The organism is Natrinema saccharevitans, assembly GCF_001953745.1.
GTDB classification, from domain to species: Archaea; Halobacteriota; Halobacteria; order Halobacteriales; family Natrialbaceae; genus Natrinema; species Natrinema saccharevitans.
Genome location: NZ_LWLN01000001.1, coordinates 105719 through 124431, shown reverse-complemented (window position 1 = coordinate 124431; position 18713 = coordinate 105719). Strand labels below are relative to the sequence as shown.

The following is an 18713-nucleotide window of genomic DNA, read 5'->3' as shown; positions in this document are numbered from 1 at the left end:
GGATCGTCGATGAAGCCCGATATGTATGCACAAACCACTGCTCGTTCCGGAGTTCTTAGACCGGGCGCGAACCCATTACGGCGACGACGAGGCAGTCGTTGCGACGACGGGCGAACGGTTCACCTACGACGACCTCGGCGAGCGCGCCGATCGGTTCGCGGCGGCGCTGCAGGAACGGGGGATCGAGAAGGGTGATCGGGTCGCGGTGTTGGACCCGAACACCCACTACCACCTCGAGGCAGCGTACGGAAGCATGCAGATCGGGGCGGTTCATACGCCGTTGAACTACCGGCTTACGCCCGAGGACTTCGAGTACATCCTCGCGGACGCGGGTGTGGATGCAATCTACGCCGACCACGAGTACGCCGACAGGATCGAAGCGGTCCGCGACGAGGTGCCGACCGAGACGTTCATCACGAACGACGCGGACGCCGTCGAGGGGGGTGAGGCCGGCGAAGCCGGGCGATCCTCGTCGGACGAGTCCGACGTAGACTGGGAGAGCTTCGACGCCGTCCTCGAGGACGCCGGTCCCGAGTACGACCGGCCGGAGATGAGCGAGGACGAGATTATCACGATCAACTACACGTCGGGGACGACGGGCGATCCGAAGGGGGTCTGCCGCACGCATCGCTGCGAGACGATCCACGCCTACTTGCTGGTCGGCCACCAGGGGATCACCGACGACGACACCTACCTGTGGACGTTGCCGATGTTCCACGCGAACGGCTGGGGGCACATCTTCGCGGTGACGGGCATCGGCGCGACCCACGTCTGTACGCGCGGGGTCGACGCCGCGGAGATATTCGAGACGGTCCGAGCCGAGGACGTTTCCTACATGTGCGGCGCACCGACGGTGCTGAACATGTTGATCGACTACTACCGCGAGAACGAGTCCGAGACGACCGGCGACGCCGACGTGCGACTCGCAACCGCCGGTTCGGCCCCGCCGGAGGCGACCATCCGGACCGTCGAGGACGAGTTCGGCTGGTACCTGAAACACGTCTACGGCGCGACCGAGACGGGACCGCTGATCACGACCTCCGACGCGCGCCGGCACTTCGAGGCCGACAGCGACGACCGATTCCGGATCAAGAAACGTCAAGGGCTGGCCTATCTGGGTACCGAGATCCGGGTCGTCGACGAGGACGGCGCGGACGTGCCCCGGGACGACGAGACGCTGGGCGAGGTCGTCGTGCGGGGCAACCAGATCATGGACCGCTACTGGAACAAGCCCGAGGCGACCGAGGAGGCCTTCACCGACCGCGTCGAGGGCTACTACCACACCGGTGACCTCGCGACGATCGACGAGAACGGCATGATCGCGATCCGCGATCGCAAGAAAGACATCATCATTTCGGGCGGCGAGAACATCTCGAGTATCGAACTCGAGGACGCGCTGTTCGACCACGACGCGGTCTCGGACGCGGCCGTGATCCCGGCACCGAGCGACGAGTGGGGGGAGACGCCCAAGGCCTTCGTCGTCCCGTCGAACGACGATCCGGACGACCCACCGGTGTCGCCCGAGGAGCTGACCGCCTTTACCCGCGAGCAGCTCGCGGGCTACAAGGCCGTCCGCCGGGTGGAGTTCGTCGACGAGTTGCCGACGACCGCGACCGGCAAGGTCCAGAAGTACGAACTCCGCCAGGAGGAGTGGGAGGACGAAGAGCGGATGGTCGGACAGGGCTGACTCGAGGCCGGCGGTCGGGTAGGGATCGAACCCGACCGTTCCGTGTCGCTACCGTCCCCTATATAGGTAAGAGTTCCGAACATAGCAACGAATTAGTACGTTTTGGCGGATTCTCGGGTATGTCCGACCCGACAGGGACGACACGACGCGCAGCGCTTTCGAGTGGGGCCGCGGCCGGGACCGCCGCGATGGCGGGTTGTCTGAGCAGCCTCACCGGCGGGGGGAGCGGCGAGACGTACACCGTCGGTCACGGCGAGTACGAAACCGAGGTCGACGCCTCGTCGTTCCCCGACGAGTTACAGATCTACTGCGTCCAGACCGGCTGGTCGAACTGGGGGGCCGTCATGGAGGCGTTCGAGGAGGAGTACAACCTCCCGCTGTACGACGCGCAGGGCTCCTCGGGCGAGGCCCTCGACGACATGCGGTCCAACGCCCGAAATCCGACGCACTCGGCGTACAACGGCGGCTACTCGTTCGGCCTGCAGGCGATGAACGACGATCTGACGACCGACTACAAGCCGGCCAACTGGGACGTCGTTCCCGAGGACTTAAAGACCGGCAACGGCCACGTGACCGCGACCCGACAGATGACGACCGCGGTGACCTACCGGGCCGACGTCTACGAGGAGCGGGGACTGGACGCGCCCGAAACGTGGGAGGACCTGAAACATCCCGACATCGCGAAGGATCTGGCCTTCACCCCGCCCCACACCGCCAACGGGCAGGCCTCCGCGCTGTCGGTCAATCGGGCCTACGGTGGCGATCTGGATAACCTCGATCCGGTCATCGAGTACCACGAGGAAATCGCCGACCACGGCGCGGACTTCCGACGCAACGTCGAGGGGCCGATGACCAGCGGGGAGATTTCGACCGTCGTCGAGTACGACTACACCGGGTTGAACCTCAAGTACAACAACGACGAGTTCGACGAAGATCGGATCGAGGTCGCGGTCCTCGAGGGGCCCGACGGCGAACCGGGCGCGATGAACGTCCCCTACGGCTACGCCCTCTTGCGGAACGCGCCCAACCCCGAGGCGGCGAAGCTGTTCATGGACTACGTCCTAACAAAAGACTGTCAGGGGTTGTTCTTCGACGCCTACGTCCGCCCGATCCGGGCGAACGAACTCGACCAGCCCGACGAGTTCCCCGACCAGTCGTCCTACGAGGCGGCCGGATTCACGGTCGACCAGCAGACCCTCGTCGAGAACCAGACCGACATTCAGGAGGAACTCGTCGACCGAACCCCGCTGCAGGGAGCCCAGTGATCGCGGATGTCGGTCCGGAAATCGGCGACGGCGTCGGTCCGTCGCGTCGCGACGCTCGCGTCGACGACCGCCCGTCCGACGACCGAACGCGAGCGCGAGCGCCGGCGGATCGCGATCCTCTGTCTCCCCTTCTTCGCGCTCGCGATCGTCGCGGGGTTCGTCCCGCTGGCGATGCTCGTCCGGATCAGCCTCGCGGAGGACACGATCTGGATGGAGGGGTGGTCGCTCGAGGCCTGGGAGACGCTCGCGACGACCCCGGCGTACCGGCGGGTCGCCTGGAACACGCTGTGGTTCGTCGGGCTGGCGACGGGAGTCAGCGTCGCGCTCGGCGTCGCCGTCGCACACGTCCTCGAGAAGTACGCCCTGTCGCTCGAACGACTCGTCGTCGCGGCCGTCTCCTTTCCCATCGCGCTGCCGGGGATCATCGTCGCGTACCTGATCGTCGTCCTGCTGGGACGGCAGGGGCTAGTGACGAACGCGGTCGCCGTCGCGACGGGTGGCGCGCCGATCGACCTCGCGAGCGCGACGGCGATCACCGGCCTCTTTCTCGGGTACGTCTACTCGTTGCTCCCGCGGGCGACCATGGTGTTGCGCGGGACCTACGCGGAGATCAACGCGCAGGCCGAAGAAGCAGCGCGCACACTCGGCGCGAGCCGGTGGCAGACGTTCTATCACGTCACGCTTCCCGAGATTCGCCCGGGAATCGTCGCCGCGGTGATCCTCACGTTCCGCTCCGGGCTCGCGATCTTCGGGACCGTGTTGATCCTGCAGAGCCACCGCGTCGTCACGCTTCAGATACACGAGGAGACGAGCGTCGGCTCGTACAGCCCGGACATCGCGGCCGCGATCGGGTTGGTCTACGTGGCCTTCATCGTCGCGTTCACGTTCGTCGGGCTGCGGTTCGTCGAAAACGACGCGGTGGAGATCTGAGATGACCGGGCCCACGAAATCCGACGAGAGCGACGGTGATCCGGGGTCGGCTCCCGGAACGGCACGGACCGATCCACGCCCGGACGGCGGCGCGACCGAAGCGGCCGCGGCCGAGGAGTGGTCGCGATCCGGAACGGCGCTGTCGACCGCGATCGGTCGCCCGCTACTGGTCGGCGTCGTCGCGCTCGTCGTCGCGTTCCTGACCGTCCCGGTCATCGTCACGTTCGTTTCGTCGTTCGCGGGGTCAGCAGCCGGCGTCGTCCCCAAGGGATTCGTGACGCTCGAGCATTGGCGACAGGTACTCGGGTTCGGCGATCACGGCGTGCAAGCGAACGCGATCCCCGGGCTCGCGTTCAGTCTCGCGATCGCGACCGGCGGCATGCTCCTGAACGTGATCATCGGAGTTCCGGTCGCGTACGCGCTCGCGCGATACGACTTCTACGCGCGGGACTGGGTGAACACGTTCGCGATCCTGCCGCTCGTGCCGGGGCTGATCCTCGGGATCGCGTTCGTCCAGACCTATCCCGACCACGGCCGGTCGGCGCTGGGATTGCTCGCCGGCTACTGTCTGCTCAAGTCGCCCTACATGGTGTTGACCGTCCAGAGTTCCTTCCAGTCGATGGATCTGGTCCGCCTCGAGGAGAGCGCCCGATCGCTGGGCGCCTCGTGGCCCCGGACCCTCCTGACGATCGTCGTCCCCCACGCCAAACGCGGGATCGTCGCCGGCTGTGTCATCACTTGGACGCTCGCGGCCGCGGAGTTCAACTTCACGTACATGGTCGCGAGCGGGAGTCCGGATCCGTTCGCGATCTTCCTCTACCGGAACATCTCGAACGCGACGCATCTGCAGTCGGCGGCGGCCGTGTCGGTCTACTTCACGATCGTCGTGGCCGCGATACTCGTCCTCCAACTGCTCGGCAACAGGGGGTTCTCGACCGCACAACGATGACACGGAGACACACTGTCTATCGGCAACCGAATCGAATCGCTCACCGACCGCGGCCCGCAGCGCCGGCCGGAGGTGACCGCCCGTGAGCGACGTCACCCTCGAGTCGCTGACGAAGGCCTACGGCGACGAGGTGGCCGTCGACGGGATCGACCTGACGATCCGGGACGGCGAGATCCTCGGGGTCGTCGGCCCCTCGGGCTGCGGGAAGACGACCACGTTGCGGACCATCGCCGGCTTCGAGACGCCGACCCACGGCCGGGTGCTGTTCGACGGGGTCGACGTCACCCACGTCCCGCCCGAAGAGCGCAACGTCGGGCTGGTCTTCCAGTCCTACGCCCTGTTCGACACCATGACCGTCCGCGAGAACGTCGCGTTCGGGCCGAAGATGCAGGGGGTTCCGACGGCCGAGCGCCGCGACCGGGCCGACGACCTGCTCGCCATGCTCGACATCGCCGAACTGGCCGACCGGCGACCGACGACGCTGTCGGGCGGCCAGCAACAGCGGGTCGGCCTCGCGCGGGCGCTCGCGATCGAACCCCACGTCCTCCTGCTCGACGAGCCGATGACGGGGTTGGACGCCGAACTCAAGACCCGACTGCGCGAGGAGATCGGCGACCTGCTGGCCGACCTCGAGGTGACCGCGCTCTACGTCACCCACGACCAGGAGGAGGCGATGGCGATGTGCGATCGGATCGCGGTGCTGGCGGACGGCACGCTCGAGCAGGTGGGCCCGCCCGCGGAGATCTACCGCCGGCCCGCCAACCCCTTCGTCGCGAACTTCGTCGGGAGTTCGACCCTGCTCGAGGGCGTCGCCGAGAACGGCCGCGTCGATCTTGGCTTTACCGAACTGCCCGTGGCGGCCGAGACGGACGGCTCGGTGCGGGTCGCCGCCCGGCCCGCCGCCTTCGAACTGGGCGAGGGGGCGCTCGAGGCCGACGTCACCGACGTGACCTACCTCGGTGACCGGACCCGACTGACGGCGACGCTGCCCGACGACACGACGGTGACGCTGCACGCCGACGGGATCGACGGCTACCGGGTCGGCGACTCGGTCCCGCTCTCGATCGACGAGCAGCGGGTCCACGTCCTCGAATAGAGACGCCGTCGTTTCGGTCGACTCCCGACGTGCGAACACCGTCACCGGTCCTCGCGACGGCGGCCGAACTCCCTCGAGCGGTCGTCCCGTACGTCACGGTCCGATCGGTTTCTTCCGTGGCGATCGTCGGTCGGGTGGTCCGGGCTGCCGGTCGAACGAGACGGCTCTCGGCCACCGCGCTCTTTCGCGATCCGTTCGGCTTCTCGCCGGTCCACGACGGTCGGGTCCGACGTTTCCCGACTGATCGCCAGCCACAGAACCAGTGGGATCGCGAGGGAGACCACTAACAGGAGCACGACGGTAACAGCCATGGCTCGGTCGATACTCGAGGGGGCGAACACAAAAGATTTGTTAGTCAAAAAGGAAAAGCGGCTATGCGAGACGACGATCGCGGCTGTCCGAAGTGCGGTCACACTGAAACGGAGATCGACGAGATCTCGACGACCGGCGGCGGGCTCTCCAAGATGTTCGACATCCAGAACCGTCGGTTCCACGTCGTGAGCTGTACGAGTTGCGGCTACTCGGAACTCTACAAGGGTCAGTCGTCGGGCGACATGATCGATCTGTTCCTCGGCTGACGGGGTCGCGGCGTCATGCCGTCGATACCGTCGCTCACGGAAAACTGTAAACAGTTATCCGACTGGGGGCGTTACCCCCCGACAAGATGGCCAACGACGTCAAGCCCACCCGCAAGAACTTGATGGCGATCGAGGATCGCATCGAGCTCTCCGAGCGGGGCCACGGCACGCTCGAGAAGAAACGCGACGGGCTGATCATGGAGTTCATGGACATTCTGGACAAGGCCCAGGACGTCCGCGGCGACCTCGCACAGGACTACGAGGACGCCCAGAAGAAGATCAACATGGCCCGGGCGATGGAAGGCGACGTCGCGGTCCGCGGTGCCGCGGCGGCGCTGCAGGAACACCCCGAGATCACCACCGAATCGAAGAACATCATGGGCGTCGTCGTGCCCCAGATCGAGTCCTCGAAGGTCACCAAGAGCCTCGATCAGCGCGGCTACGGGATCATGGGGACCTCCGCCCGCATCGACGAGGCCGCCGAGGCCTACGAGGACCTTCTCGAGAGCATCATCCTCGCCGCCGAGGTCGAGACGGCGATGAAGAAGATGCTCCGCGAGATCGAGACCACCAAGCGTCGCGTCAACGCCCTCGAGTTCAAGCTCCTGCCGGAACTCTACGAGAACCAGGAGTACATCGAGCAGAAGCTCGAGGAACAGGAGCGCGAGGAGACGTTCCGCCTGAAAAAGATCAAGGAGAAAAAGGAAGCCGAGGAGGCCGAGGAGCGAGAGGCCGAAACGAAAGCCGAGGCCGAAGCCGACGAAGAACTCGAGCAGGCGACCGCGGACGACTGACCGTCCGTCGAGTCATCGTGTTTGTAGCCCTCTCTTCCTGTCCGATGGACTGTTCCGGGTGAGACGTACCCGCGCTTTCCATTTCCGTCCCCGGCGAGTATCGGGATCAGCGACGCGTTCCCGACCGACCCCGAGAGCGCCGTCCCGCTGGCGCTGGCGCTCGGGCTGTGTTCCTCGCTCGCGACGAACCGTCCCGCGACCGAGCGGTTTCGCGCGTCGGGCCGGGACGGACCCGTTGCTCGTCCTCGATCGCCTCGTCGCGGACCCGTCGGTCGAGCCAGCGTTCGATCTCGAGCGGCGACGCCACCAGCTCGAGGGACTGCTGTACTGACGGCGGCGGCGAAAACGGGTCCGAACCGACCGACTACTTCCCGGTCGGCGTGACGTTGTTGCTGACGGCCTGTTTGACCTGCAGGGCGGCGCTCGCGGCCAGTCCGCGGGCGACCTCGTCGCGTTCGTCGGCGGTGATAGCCTCCTCGGCGGCCGCCGCGTCCTCCAGGTCGGGCGTGAAGCCGGCGGAGACGGCGTGGCCGACCGGCGGACGGACGGCGACAGTGACCTGCGGGCCGCTCATCCCGCTCGAGATATCCGAGTCGACGACGTACTCGTTGGGGAGAAACTCCCGGGTGCGGGCGGCGATCCGCGAGACGTCGCGGTGGAGGAGTCGCTTTTGCGTACTCGAGAGGTCCGGAACGTCCGCCGCGGCTCGTTGCCCAGCCCCAGTCTCGCCCGGTAGCCCTGCGTACGGCGTGTTTCCGTTCATGAGAAGTGTGTGCCCGTAGCAACGAGCCGCCCGGTCAAAAGGGTTCGCTTTGGGACAATCTCCGTCCTAGAGGATCGGCTTGCTCTCGCCGTAGACGGCGAGGACGACCGCCGTCGTGTGGCGGCCCGAGTCGGCCTGCCGGCTCTCGAGTGCGACCCGCGGCTCGGCGAACGACCAGTCGCGAAGCTCCTGACCCGCGGCCAGTCCCTCGCGGACCCGGCGCTCGACGTCCTCGCGGTCCATCTCACCCGCCGTCTCGTAGAATAGCCCCGGCCCGCCGTCGGGGGACTGGGACCACGCCAGCGCCGCGCTTACCCGGCCCGGCTCGGCGGTCGTGGCTCGAGCCTCGACGACGGTCAGGCGCTCGCCGGCGGGGCCGAGGTCGGGCGCGGTGCCGACGGCCTCGACCGCGGCACCGGCCGGGATCACCGAGGAAACCGAGACGAGGTTGTAGTTCTCGACGCCGGCCTCGGCCAGCGCCGCGTCGTAGGAGGCCATCGCCGTGGGCCCCGACGCGGCACCCCAGACGACTCGGATCGTACTCATACCCGAAGTCGGGGACGGGCGGCGTAAGGGCTTGCGATCCGGGGTCGAACACACCGTCCTGACAGCGAGTACAGCGGCCGGGAGCGCGGCTCGAGCAGAGGCGAGAACCGCGCGAACCGGGGAAAGGCAGGCGACTCACTGACAGTCACCGCGAGCGAAGCGAGCGGGCCGACGACCGATGTGGAGAACGCTTTGCGTTCGGAACGGAGCGAGGAGTGCTTTTAATCGAATTTTTGCCGAGGGCGCGGCTTCGCCGCGCCCGTAGCGCAAAACTTCGTTACTGGTAGAAGTAGCCGGCCGAGGAGACCACGTCGCTCGAGTCGTCCTCCTCGATCTTCTCTAAGGCGTCGACGAAGTCCTGATGGGAGACCTCGTCGCGGTCGTTGCGGATGGCGAACATGCCGGCCTCGGTGGCGAGGCTCTCGATTTCGGCCCCGGAGTAGCCGTCGGTGTCGCCGGCCAGCGCCGCGAAGTCGACACCGTCGGCGATGTTCATGTTCCGCGTGTGGATCTCGAGGATCTGCTCGCGGCCCTCGGCGTCGGGTTCGGGGACCTCGATCAGGCGGTCGAACCGGCCGGGCCGGAGGATGGCGCGATCGAGCATGTCGAAGCGGTTGGTCGCGGCGATGATGCGGACCTCGCCGCGGGCCTCGAAGCCGTCCATCTCGCTGAGGAGTTGCATCATCGTCCGCTGGACCTCGGCGTCGCCGGAGGTCTTCGATTCCGTGCGACGCGTGGCGATGGCGTCGATCTCGTCGATGAAGATGATGGCGGGCTGGCGCTCGCGGGCCATCTCGAAGAGGTCGCGGACGAGCCGCGAGCCCTCGCCGATGAATTTCCGGACGAGTTCCGAGCCGGCCATCTTGATGAAGGTGGCGTCGGTCTCGTTGGCGACGGCCTTCGCGAGCATCGTCTTGCCCGTCCCCGGCGGCCCGTAGAGCAGGACGCCGCTTGGCGGATCGATCCCGACCTCGTCGAAGAGTTCGGGTTCGGCGAGCGGCTGCTCGACGGCTTCCCGGACCTCCCGGACCTGTTCGTCGATGCCACCGATGTCGGTGTAGGCGACCGCCGGCTTCTCGGTGATCTCCATCGACTGGGCGCGGGCATCGGTCTCGGCGTCGAGAATGGTCTGGATCGCGAAGGAGTCGTTGACTGCGACGCGGTCGCCGGGTTCGAGATCGTCGACGGCGCGACTGGACACCTCGGTCAGCACTTCCTGATTGTTGCCGTGTTGTTTGACGATGACTTCCTCGTTGTCGAGGACGTCCTCGACGGTGGCGATGTACAGCGAGGAGCTTTTGAGCGTCTCGTTTTCGCGTTCGACGCGGTCGACTTTCTCCCGAAGGCGCTCGCGGCGGTCCTCGGCGTCGTCGAGCTGGTCGGAGAGTTGCTCGTTGACGTCGACAAGGTCCTCGTAGTGTCCCCGAAGCGCCTCGAGCCGTTCGTCGTCAGGGAGATCCGAGTCGATATCGCGGTGAGGTCGGTCGGGAATAGACGGGCTTCGAGACATCCTGATGTACGCCGATAGGATTTCGACGGTAAATGTGCCTTTGGGTCGCGGAGGGTTTTCTGACGCGGCGCAGAAATAGAACCCGCAGTTTGACGGTTTCAGCCCGAACGACCCGACCGTTGCGAGAAGCGATAACGGCTCAGACGGACTGTTGTAAGTCATTGCCGGAGCGACCTCGACCCCCGGTCCCGCGGTCGCTCCGAAAATCGGGACAACAGGCCGTATCAGTCGAGCAGCGATTCGAACTCCGCGAGGCGCTGGCCGTAGGTCTCGAGAGCGCGATCGATCGGGTCCGAGGAACTCATATCCACGCCGGCGATTCGCAGGAGGTCCAGAGGGTACTCCCGAGAGCCGCGACGGAGGAACTCGAGGTAGTCCTCGGCGGCGGGCTGTCCGCGCTCTAGGACGTCGTCGACGATGGCCAGCGCCGCGGAGATGCCGGTCGCGTACTGGTAGACGTAGAAGGCCCGGTAGAAGTGGGGGATGCGCATCCACTCGCGGGCGATGCGGTCGTCGATCACGGCGGGGTCGTAGTACTCCGCTTTCAGTCCGCGGTAGAGGTCGTCCAGCCGGTCCGCGGTCAGGGGCTCGCCCGCCTCCTCGAGGCGGTGGGTTTCGTGTTCGAACTCGGCGAAGAGTGTCTGTCGGTACAGCGTCGAACGAACCCGCTCGAGGAATTCGTTGAGGACGTGCTTGCGGAACTCGGGGTCGTCGACGGTCTCGAGGAGATGGTTGGTCAGCAGGGCCTCGTTGACCGTACTGGCGACCTCGGCCACGAAAATCTCGTAGCTCGAGTAGATGTAGGGCTGTTCGTCCTTCGTGAGTTCCGAGTGCATCGAGTGGCCGAGTTCGTGGGCCAGCGTGTACATCGAGGCGATGTCCTGCTGGTAGTTCAGCAGGATGAACGGCTGGGTATCGTAGGTGCCGCCGGAGTAGGCACCAGACTGTTTGCCCTCGTTCTCGTAGACGTCGATCCACTGGGAGTCGAGTCCGTCGGCGACGCGGGACTGGTACTCCTCGCCCAGCGGCGCGAGCGCGTCGACGACGTACTCGGTGGCTTGGTCGTACTCGAGGTCGGGGCCCTCGTCGCCGGTCAGTGGCATGTAGAGGTCCCACATCTGCAACTCGTCGACGCCGAGCGCTCGTTCTTTGAGTTCGGCGTGGCGATGGAGTTTGTCGAGGTTGTCGTGGACCGTGTCGACGAGGGTGTCGTAGACCTCGACGGGGACGTTCGGGCCGTCGAGGGCGGCCTCGCGGGCGGTGTCGTAGTTGCGCGCTCGAGCGGTCTTGACGTCGGCCTTGACGCTGTTCTTGTAGCTGGCCGCGACCGTGTTCCGGACCGACTTCCACTCGTCGAAGTAGCCCTCGTAGACCCGTTTGCGGAAGTCGCGGTCGGGGCGTTTGAGGAGGTTGGTGAAGTTGCTCTGGGTGATCTCGACGGCCTCGCCCTCGGGATCCTCGACGGTCGGGAACGCCATGTCCGCGTTCGAGAGCATGTTGTAGACCTCGCCCGTCGCGCCGGTCACCTCGCTCAGGTCGGCCAACAGCGCCTCGACTTCGGCCGAGCGCGTGTGGGGTTTCATCCGGAGGACGTCGTCGACGTAGTGGTCGTAGGTCTCGAGATCCGGTTCGTCGTCGACCATCTCGTCGAACGCCTCGCGGGTCAGTTCCTGGAGTTCGGGCTCGATAAAGGAGGCGGCGGATTGGGCGTCGGCCGCCAGCGACTGGGCGCGGGCGGTCAGGGCCTGATACTCCTGGTTCGTCGTGTCCTCGTCGCGGCGCATCCGCGCGTAGGCAGAGACGGTCGACACCTCGCGCATGATCTCGTCGCGCAACTCGAGGGTCTCGAGGAGGGTCTCGGCGTCGTCGGTGACCCGGCCCTCGTAGGCCTCGAGGTCGTCGACGCGCTCGGCGACGGCCTCGTAGGCCGCCTCCCAGTCGTCGTCGGTCGCGTAGATGCTCTCGAGGTCCCACGTATACTGCTCGTCGACCTCGGAGCGTTCGGGTACGGAACTCATAGCCACGCGTTCGAAGCGGTGGCGGTAAAGCGTGTCGAACCCTTTCAGGGGGCGGGAACCGGGTCCCCATCGACCCGGCCCGCTGACCGCTCGCGACGGGGACCGGCGGCCGGAAGAACGAACGGCTTTTCACTCCGATTTCCCGAATCGCCAGTATGAACCGGCTCCTCGAGTCGTTAGACGACGCACCGATCATCGACAAGGACGGGTACGAGTATCTCGTCCACCCGATCAGCAACGGGGTTCCGCAGCTCGATCCCGCCCTGTTGCGGGAGGTCGTCGTCGAGGTGATGCGGACCGCGGACCTCGAGGTGGACAAGATCGTCGCGCCGGAGGCGATGGGGATCCACCTCGCGACCGCGCTCTCCCTGCAGGCCGACGTCCCGCTTGTCGTCATTCGAAAGCGGGCCTACGGGCTCGAGGGCGAGGTATCGCTCCACCAGGAGACGGGCTACTCGGAGTCGGAGATGTACATCAACGACGTCGAGCCGGGGGACCGGGTCGTGATCGTCGACGACATGCTCTCGACCGGCGGCACGCTGGCCGCGATCTGTGACGCGCTCGACGGCATCGGAGCCGAGATCGCCGACATCGTCGTCGTGTTGCGCAAGGTCGGCGAGTCGGCGCTCGACGACACGGACTACGAGGCGACGAGTCTCGTCGACATCACGGTCGAGGACGGCGAGGTGACCGTCCACTCGACGAGTTGATAGGCGTGTCGAGGACCGACGGCGGTCGGCGGTTCGTCTCGAGCCGGTCGCTCGACGGGGGCAAGGCGATCCCGTGTATCCGCCACCGCGTGAGCACATACATGCATAGACTCGGTGGCTAATTCACCCATTTGAGCGCGTTTGCGAATCTTTTTGTACACCCATCTGCAACCTCGCGGCCATACAATGTCGACGGAACCGGACGGCGGGATCGAACTCGAGTACGGTCTGGACGACAAACCGCCGTTGCCGAAATCGATTCTGCTCGGCCTGCAACACGTCGCGGTGATGATCGTCCCGGCGACGGCGGTGGCCTACGTCGTCGCGGGCGGGGTCGGCCTCGGTCCGGCGGACACGGCCTACATCGTTCAGATGGTCCTCCTGTTCTCCGGGCTGGCGACGGTCGTCCAGGCGTACACCGTCGGTCCGGTCGGGGCCCGCCTGCCGATCGTCATGGGCTCGAGTTTCACGTTCGTGGGCGCGTCGATCTCGATCGGGGCGGACTACGGGATGGCCGCCGTCTTCGGCGCGATCCTCGTGACGGGGTTCGTCGTCGAGGGACTGATCGGCTGGCAGTTCAAACGCATCAAACCCTTCTTCCCGCCGCTGGTGACCGGACTCGTCGTCGTCATCATCGGCCTCTACCTCGTGCCCGTCGCGATGGACTACGCCGCCGGCGGGGCCAACGCGGCCGACTTCGGCGCGCTCCATCACATCGGGCTGGCCGCGCTCGTGCTGGCGGTCGCCGTCGGGCTCAACATGCTCACGAGAGGCGTCACGCGGCTGCTGTCGGTCCTCGTCGCCATCGCCGTCGGCTACGCCGTCGCCGTCGCACTGACGGTCGCCACCGGTCTCGAACTCGTCGACTTCTCGACCGTCGGCGAGGCCGCGTGGATCGCCTTGCCCGAACCCACGCGGTTCGGCTTCGAGTTCGAACCGATCGCGATCGCGACTTTCGCCGTCCTCTTTCTGGTCTCGGCGATGGAGACGGTCGGCGACATGTCCGGCGTGACAGCCGCCGAGGGTCGCAATCCGACGAACGAGGAGTTCCGTGGCGGGCTGTTCAACGACGGACTGTTGAGTTCGCTCGGCGCTATCTTCGCCGCCTTCCCGATCACCTCCTTCTCCCAGAACGTCGGTATCGTCAACTTCACCGGCGTGATGAGCCGTCACGTCGTCGGCATCGGCGGCGTCTTCCTGGCCGTCCTCGGGCTGAGCCCCAAGGTCGGCGCTGCCGTGACGACGATTCCCAGCTCGGTCTTCGGCGGTGCGGTCCTGCTGATGGCCGGGATGGTCGCCGCCAGTGGGTTCCGGCTGGTCGTCACGCACGTCGACCTCGATCGTCGGAACACGGTCATCGTCGCCGTCTCGCTCGGCCTCGGGCTCGGGGTCGCGACGACGCCGGAGGCCCTCTCGGGACTCCCCAGCGGCGCGGAGCTGTTCTTCGGACAGTCGGTCATCGTGACCGCGCTGTCGGCACTGGTCCTCAACACGTTCGTCCCCGGCGCGGAGAGCCCGCTGTTCGACGCCCGGTCGCCCGAGTCGGGGGCGACCGCGGAGTCCGCGGACGCCGAACCCGTCGGCACCGTCGACGACTGATCCACCGCCGGACCGACCGGCACGCTTGCGGCGATCGAGGACGGATCGAAGGGGACAGGCGACGAACCCGACCGACGTCCGAACCGATTCGATCTCGAGACAGTTCGGCCGTCGAACTACTTTTGGCGGCTCGGTGTCGAAGCGGAGACGATGGGACCGATTTCACGCCGAGGGGTACTCGGGACGTGCGGGACGGCCCTCGCGTTCGGGGCCGGCTGTCTCGGGGACGGCACGGACGGCGAGTCGAACGGGGACGGCGACGGATCGGCGGCCGAAGGCGGGACGTGGCCGTCGTTTCGCGGCGGCCCGTCCAACGCGGCGGTCGCCGACGCCGACGGGTTCGACGAGAAGCCGACGGAGCGCTGGACGATCGACCTGCCGACCGGCCCGGGAACGGCCGCGATCGCCGACGGCACGGCCTACCTCGCGGCCGGCTCGACGCTGTCCGCGATCGATCTCGCGAACGGCGACGAGCGCTGGACGGTCTCCCTCGAGGGGACCCGTACCGGATCGCCTGCCATCGCCGAGGACGCCGTGGTCTGTCCCGACGCCGCGGGGCTGCTCGTCGTCGGTCGCGACGGCGGCGATCGGCGTCACGTCCCGTACGACGGTGAAACGACTGCCCGGCTGACCGCACGGCAACAGGCGGGGCCGACGGTGCCGTCCTCGCCGACCGTGGTCGACGACACGGCGTACGTGGGGACGCCCGACGGCGACCTCGTCGCGATCGGGCTCGCGGAGAGCGCGGTGACGTGGCGCTCGCCGGCGACTACCGGCTGGACGTCGCTGGCACAGCAGCGCCGGACGGCTGGCGGAGTCACCTCGCCGGCGGTCGCCGACGACCGCGTCGTCGTCGGGACGGAATCGGGCATCGCCGCGTTCGACGCCGCTGACGGCTCGAGCGAGTGGACACACGACACCGAGCGCGCGGTCCGGTCCGCGCCGACGGTGGTCGACGGGACCGTCTACGTCGGGGGACCGACGCCGGTCGCGCTCGCGGCCGAGGACGGCGCGGTCCAGTGGGGCGGCGAGGGGGCCGCGTCGCTGTCCCTGCAGGGGACTCGAGTCCAAGAATTGCCGCCGATGGTCCCCTCGGTCGCCGTCGGCGACGAGCGAGTCGTGATTCACGAGTCCGACGAGCGGCTGGTCGCGCTGGATCGAGGGGACGGGAGCAGGCGGTGGGCGGTCCCGCTCGAGGAAGTCGAGTCGCTCTCGCGGCCGGCCGGCAGCACCGGGGCGGTGCAGTACGCGTCGAGCTGGTCGTCGCCGGTCATCGCGGACGATTCGGTCGTCGTCGGAACCTCGGCGGGCGTCGTCGCCGTCTCGCGAGAGGACGGCAAGGGACTGTGGCGAGTCCCGACCGACGGTCGCGTGGTCGCCTCGCCGGCGGTCGTCGACGGGGCGATCGTCGTCGGTGACGGGGGCGGGACGGTCCGCGCGCTCGAGGCCTAGGTCTCGGCGTCGACGGCGGTCCGGACGACCCGTGCGACGCCGAGCGTGGCGAGGAAGGTTCCGACGAGGACCAGCAGGACGAACAGGACGACGCCGAGTGCGGACGCGCCGACTTCGGGATGGGTCCGCAACGGCGCGGTCAGCCGCGTTCCGAAGAAGATCACGAGCGCGCCCGCGGCGACGCGGATCGACGCCCGCCAGTAGGCACCGTACTCTTCCGGAGACAGTTCCATGCGCCGACGTGTGCGTTCGGGGGCCAAAAGGGCTGGTACACCGGCGCGGCCGGTTCGCGCTCGAGGCGATGCGAGGCGGCGAGCCACGCGGCCGGCCGGTCAGCGCGTCCCGTCGGCGAGCTGTCCCGCGACACGCGCGCCCGTTCGCCGGTCGATGCGACGGCGACCGAACACCGCGCGAGCGCTCTCGGCCGCCTCCTCGTCGATCTCGAACTCGAGGGCGGGGTAACTCACGTCGGTCAGGACGAGCGGCTCCGGCGGGGCCGGTGCGATCCCCTCGTGGCCGGGCAGCGGCTCGGGCTCGAGGACGCGGTCGATCTTCTCGCGGGGGGCGTCGCCGGTCCCGACGGCGCGGGCGAGCGAGACGAGCCGACGGACGAGTTCGCGGGAAAAGCCGCCCGCGGCGACCGTGAGGACGAGGTAGTCGCCGTCCCGCTCGGCCGCGAGGGACAGCGAGCGCTCGGTGTTGTGATCGTCGGGCGTCAGGTTGGCGACGTCGTGGGTCCCGGACAGGGCCTCGCAGGCCGCGCGGAACCGGTCGTCGTCGACGGCCGGCGCGCCGTCCGTCTCGGTGAGCGGCGCGTACAGGTGATAGGTGTACTCCCGGCGGGTCGCGTGGTGGGTCGCGTGAAAGTCCGGGGGCGCGTCGGCCGCCGCCCACGCCCGAACGTCGGCCGGGAGCCGGCCGTTCAACGCCCGCGGCGCGAGCCAGTCGGGGGCCTCGAGCGCGATCGTCTGGGCGAGCGCCGAGACGCCCGCGTCGGTCCGCCCGGCCGCGGCGTAGCCGGCGGGCTTGTCGGCGTCGTCCTCGAGGACGGCGAGTTCTCGAAGGGCGTCGAAGATCACGTCCTCGACGGTCGGCACGTCGGGCTGGGGCTGGCGCTGGTAGCCGTGGTAGTCGGTCCCGTCGTAGGCGATCCGGAACGCGCGGCGAGCCATCAGGTCGACCCAGCGCGGCCAGGGTGTTATACCCGTCTCACTGTCGTCGCTCGAGGGCGGCGAGCGCGGCGATTCGATCGTCCGTCGGTGGGTGGGTATCGAAGAGGTAGCGCTCGAGGCGGTAGAGCCGTTTGCGGAGCCGCCAGTACGACGGTTCGGTCTCGCCCTCGGGTCCGAGCATGACCTTCTCGGGTTCGTCCGGTTCGAGCGAGAGGACGGAAAGCGAAGAGACGCTCGAGGCCGCCCGCAGGTCCCGGTCCGGCGTCTCGTCGATCTCCCGGTCGAGCCGCCGGAGCGCGCTCGCGAGGGCGGCGGGCGAACCGGTCGCTTCCGCGGCGGCCCGGTCGGCCGCCCGTTCCCGCGCCCTGGAGAACCGCGCCGTGATCGTTCTACCGACGACCCAAACGGCCGTCGACAGGAACCCCAGCGGGACGGTGACGACGGCCGCCCAGCCGGGATTCTCTATCCGCTCGAGTCGTGATCTCAGTCCGTCGGCGAGTACCACGGGAAGCGACGCGGCCGTCATCACCATCGCGTCGCGGTTGCCGACGTGAGCGAGTTCGTGTGCGATCACCGCCTCGAGTTGGTCGCCGTCGAGCGCGTCGATCGTTCCCAGCGAGAGTACCAGACGGACGGCGTCCGGTCGAAGGCCCACGGCCAGGGCCTCGGGTGCGTCGCGATCCGAGACGGCGATCGTCGGCGCGGGAACGTCGAGCTGGGCGGCGACCCGGGTCGCCGTCTCGTAGAGGTCCGGTGCCGTCTCGCGGTCCACCGGATGGGCGTCGGCGAGGCGCTCGATCGTCTCGAGCTGTCTGTACTCGAGGTAGCCGATCGTCACGAGCGTCGCGACCGTCGTGGCGAACGCCACCCGTGCGGCGATCCCGACGTCGAGCAACCGGAGGACGCCGTAAAAGACGGCCCACACGCCCGCGAGAAAGGCGACCATCACGACGCCGAGGCCGACGATTGCAGCGACCATTCGTATCCGGAGGGCGGTCGGCCCGGAGGGCATGGATCTCCCTTCGAATCGACTCCCAAAATGGGTGACGAATCTACGGGCTGGGCGGGTCGAGCATCTCGATCACGATCCGTCGACGTCAGGGCTCGTTGTCGTCGAAGTCGTCGGCACCGGGTTCGCCGACGTCGAATTCGTCGGTATCGAGCGACGAGCCGTCGGCGCTGACGATCCCCTCCTGAATCTCGATGGTGACGCCGTCGTCGCCGTCGGCCGCCCCGAGCAGTTGGCCGGTCGCCGACTCCACTTCCCGATTGACCGACCAGACGAACCGCAGCACCGACTCGAGTTCGGTGCCGGCCTCGCGGACGCCGCGCTGCTGGGCGAGAGCACCCAGACTCCGCGCGCCCTCGGGGTGGAGATACTGGATCGGGTGGTCGTTGGGGACCTCCTGCAGGTCGAGGTCGAACGACCACAGGTAGGGCAGGAACTGGATGGCGTACCCCTGCGGCTTCGGCGCGCGGCGGCCGGCAGCGGTCAGCGCCACGTTGATCGCCAGCGGTTCCGCATCGGTGTCGAAGTAGACGCCGGGAACGCCCGGAATCGAGAGTCGCATACTCGAGGGAGGGGTCGGGAACGAGTGAGTCTCAACCCGGCACTCACAACCCGATTTTATACTGCTCCGATCG

18 protein-coding genes and 1 pseudogene are annotated in these 18713 nt (G+C 67.6%); 11 read left to right on the top strand and 8 right to left on the bottom strand.

The features are described 5' to 3' along the window. Positions 1-25 precede the first annotated feature (25 nt). The 8 genes and pseudogenes from A6E15_RS00690 to A6E15_RS00650 form a co-directional block, all read left to right on the top strand. Positions 26-1687, top strand: coding sequence for a long-chain-fatty-acid--CoA ligase (locus A6E15_RS00690; protein WP_076142937.1), 1662 nt, complete (start codon positions 26-28; stop codon positions 1685-1687). 119 nt (positions 1688-1806) lie between these two features. Further along, positions 1807-2952, top strand: coding sequence for an extracellular solute-binding protein (locus tag A6E15_RS00685; protein WP_076142936.1), 1146 nt, complete (start codon positions 1807-1809; stop codon positions 2950-2952). Between the two features lie 6 nt (positions 2953-2958). Further along, complete coding sequence (locus A6E15_RS00680; protein WP_076142935.1) at positions 2959-3882, top strand: ABC transporter permease; 924 nt, start codon at positions 2959-2961, stop codon at positions 3880-3882. Position 3883: 1 nt separating this feature from the next. Beyond that, positions 3884-4831: an ABC transporter permease gene (locus A6E15_RS00675; protein ID WP_076142934.1), complete on the top strand. Its 948-nt coding sequence runs from the start codon at positions 3884-3886 to the stop codon at positions 4829-4831. Between the two features lie 82 nt (positions 4832-4913). Beyond that, the gene (locus A6E15_RS00670) at positions 4914-5927 is read left to right on the top strand and encodes an ABC transporter ATP-binding protein (protein ID WP_076142933.1); all 1014 of its coding nucleotides are present in this window, start codon (positions 4914-4916) and stop codon (positions 5925-5927) included. A 374-nt stretch (positions 5928-6301) separates the two neighbouring features. Continuing rightward, positions 6302-6505 carry a zinc ribbon domain-containing protein gene (locus tag A6E15_RS00660; RefSeq protein ID WP_076142931.1) on the top strand — a complete coding sequence of 68 codons (204 nt, stop codon included), beginning with the start codon at positions 6302-6304 and terminating at the stop codon, positions 6503-6505. 86 nt (positions 6506-6591) lie between these two features. Then, entirely contained in the window at positions 6592-7299 is a 708-nt protein-coding gene (locus tag A6E15_RS00655; protein ID WP_076142930.1) for a V-type ATP synthase subunit D, read from the top strand. A gap of 105 nt (positions 7300-7404) precedes the next feature. Continuing rightward, positions 7405-7630: pseudogene (locus A6E15_RS00650) on the top strand (DUF6276 family protein); the annotation flags it as partial. A gap of 33 nt (positions 7631-7663) precedes the next feature. On the opposite strand, the gene A6E15_RS00645 reads toward A6E15_RS00650, so the two are convergent. The 4 genes from A6E15_RS00645 to pepF form a co-directional block, all read right to left on the bottom strand. Further along, positions 7664-8062, bottom strand: coding sequence for a DUF5811 family protein (locus tag A6E15_RS00645; protein ID WP_076142929.1), 399 nt, complete (start codon positions 8060-8062; stop codon positions 7664-7666). Positions 8063-8128: 66 nt separating this feature from the next. Continuing rightward, on the bottom strand, positions 8129-8608 hold the full coding sequence (locus A6E15_RS00640; RefSeq protein ID WP_076142928.1) for a pyruvoyl-dependent arginine decarboxylase: 480 nt from the start codon (positions 8606-8608) through the stop codon (positions 8129-8131). A gap of 277 nt (positions 8609-8885) precedes the next feature. Beyond that, a complete protein-coding gene (gene pan2, locus A6E15_RS00635; protein WP_076142927.1) occupies positions 8886-10118 on the bottom strand; it encodes a proteasome-activating nucleotidase Pan2 in 1233 nt (410 codons plus the stop codon). A gap of 224 nt (positions 10119-10342) precedes the next feature. Then, complete coding sequence (gene pepF / locus A6E15_RS00630; RefSeq protein ID WP_076142926.1) at positions 10343-12136, bottom strand: oligoendopeptidase F; 1794 nt, start codon at positions 12134-12136, stop codon at positions 10343-10345. A 155-nt stretch (positions 12137-12291) separates the two neighbouring features. Between pepF and hpt the strand changes: the two genes are divergently transcribed. From hpt to A6E15_RS00615, 3 genes are all read left to right on the top strand, one after another. After that, positions 12292-12846, top strand: coding sequence for a hypoxanthine/guanine phosphoribosyltransferase (gene hpt / locus A6E15_RS00625; RefSeq protein WP_076142925.1), 555 nt, complete (start codon positions 12292-12294; stop codon positions 12844-12846). 186 nt (positions 12847-13032) lie between these two features. Then, a complete protein-coding gene (locus tag A6E15_RS00620) occupies positions 13033-14445 on the top strand; it encodes a uracil-xanthine permease family protein (protein WP_076142924.1) in 1413 nt (470 codons plus the stop codon). Positions 14446-14595: 150 nt separating this feature from the next. Further along, positions 14596-15897, top strand: a complete 1302-nt coding sequence (locus tag A6E15_RS00615) for an outer membrane protein assembly factor BamB family protein (protein WP_076142923.1) — start codon at positions 14596-14598, stop codon at positions 15895-15897. Here A6E15_RS00615 and A6E15_RS00610 read toward each other — a convergent pair. The 4 genes from A6E15_RS00610 to A6E15_RS00595 all read right to left on the bottom strand — a co-directional run bounded on the left by A6E15_RS00610 (position 15894) and on the right by A6E15_RS00595 (position 18640). Next, positions 15894-16130 (bottom strand): hypothetical protein, encoded by a 237-nt coding sequence (locus tag A6E15_RS00610; RefSeq protein ID WP_076142922.1) that lies wholly within the window; start codon positions 16128-16130, stop codon positions 15894-15896. The genes A6E15_RS00615 and A6E15_RS00610 overlap by 4 nt on opposite strands. Positions 16131-16229: 99 nt before the next feature. After that, complete coding sequence (gene truA / locus A6E15_RS00605) at positions 16230-17069, bottom strand: tRNA pseudouridine(38-40) synthase TruA (protein ID WP_076142921.1); 840 nt, start codon at positions 17067-17069, stop codon at positions 16230-16232. 37 nt (positions 17070-17106) lie between these two features. Continuing rightward, positions 17107-18081 carry a M48 family metalloprotease gene (locus tag A6E15_RS00600; protein ID WP_076142920.1) on the bottom strand — a complete coding sequence of 325 codons (975 nt, stop codon included), beginning with the start codon at positions 18079-18081 and terminating at the stop codon, positions 17107-17109. Positions 18082-18166: 85 nt separating this feature from the next. Continuing rightward, on the bottom strand, positions 18167-18640 hold the full coding sequence (locus A6E15_RS00595) for a hypothetical protein (protein ID WP_076142919.1): 474 nt from the start codon (positions 18638-18640) through the stop codon (positions 18167-18169). Between the last annotated feature and the right edge of the window lie 73 nt (positions 18641-18713).

Bases quoted from the DNA above. Each gene is read 5' to 3' on its own strand.
- A6E15_RS00655 (WP_076142930.1), top strand. From the start codon at position 6,592: ATGGCCAACGACGTCAAGCCCACCCGCAAGAACTTGATGGCGATCGAG.
- A6E15_RS00610 (WP_076142922.1), bottom strand. From the start codon at position 16,130: ATGGAACTGTCTCCGGAAGAGTACGGTGCCTACTGGCGGGCGTCGATC.
- A6E15_RS00600 (WP_076142920.1), bottom strand. From the start codon at position 18,081: ATGCCCTCCGGGCCGACCGCCCTCCGGATACGAATGGTCGCTGCAATC.
- truA (WP_076142921.1), bottom strand. From the start codon at position 17,069: ATGGCTCGCCGCGCGTTCCGGATCGCCTACGACGGGACCGACTACCAC.
- A6E15_RS00620 (WP_076142924.1), top strand. From the start codon at position 13,033: ATGTCGACGGAACCGGACGGCGGGATCGAACTCGAGTACGGTCTGGAC.
- A6E15_RS00680 (WP_076142935.1), top strand. From the start codon at position 2,959: ATGTCGGTCCGGAAATCGGCGACGGCGTCGGTCCGTCGCGTCGCGACG.
- A6E15_RS00640 (WP_076142928.1), bottom strand. From the start codon at position 8,608: ATGAGTACGATCCGAGTCGTCTGGGGTGCCGCGTCGGGGCCCACGGCG.
- pepF (WP_076142926.1), bottom strand. From the start codon at position 12,136: ATGAGTTCCGTACCCGAACGCTCCGAGGTCGACGAGCAGTATACGTGG.
- A6E15_RS00660 (WP_076142931.1), top strand. From the start codon at position 6,302: ATGCGAGACGACGATCGCGGCTGTCCGAAGTGCGGTCACACTGAAACG.
- pan2 (WP_076142927.1), bottom strand. From the start codon at position 10,118: ATGTCTCGAAGCCCGTCTATTCCCGACCGACCTCACCGCGATATCGAC.
- hpt (WP_076142925.1), top strand. From the start codon at position 12,292: ATGAACCGGCTCCTCGAGTCGTTAGACGACGCACCGATCATCGACAAG.
- A6E15_RS00685 (WP_076142936.1), top strand. From the start codon at position 1,807: ATGTCCGACCCGACAGGGACGACACGACGCGCAGCGCTTTCGAGTGGG.
- A6E15_RS00690 (WP_076142937.1), top strand. From the start codon at position 26: ATGCACAAACCACTGCTCGTTCCGGAGTTCTTAGACCGGGCGCGAACC.
- A6E15_RS00615 (WP_076142923.1), top strand. From the start codon at position 14,596: ATGGGACCGATTTCACGCCGAGGGGTACTCGGGACGTGCGGGACGGCC.
- A6E15_RS00645 (WP_076142929.1), bottom strand. From the start codon at position 8,062: ATGAACGGAAACACGCCGTACGCAGGGCTACCGGGCGAGACTGGGGCT.
- A6E15_RS00595 (WP_076142919.1), bottom strand. From the start codon at position 18,640: ATGCGACTCTCGATTCCGGGCGTTCCCGGCGTCTACTTCGACACCGAT.
- A6E15_RS00675 (WP_076142934.1), top strand. From the start codon at position 3,884: ATGACCGGGCCCACGAAATCCGACGAGAGCGACGGTGATCCGGGGTCG.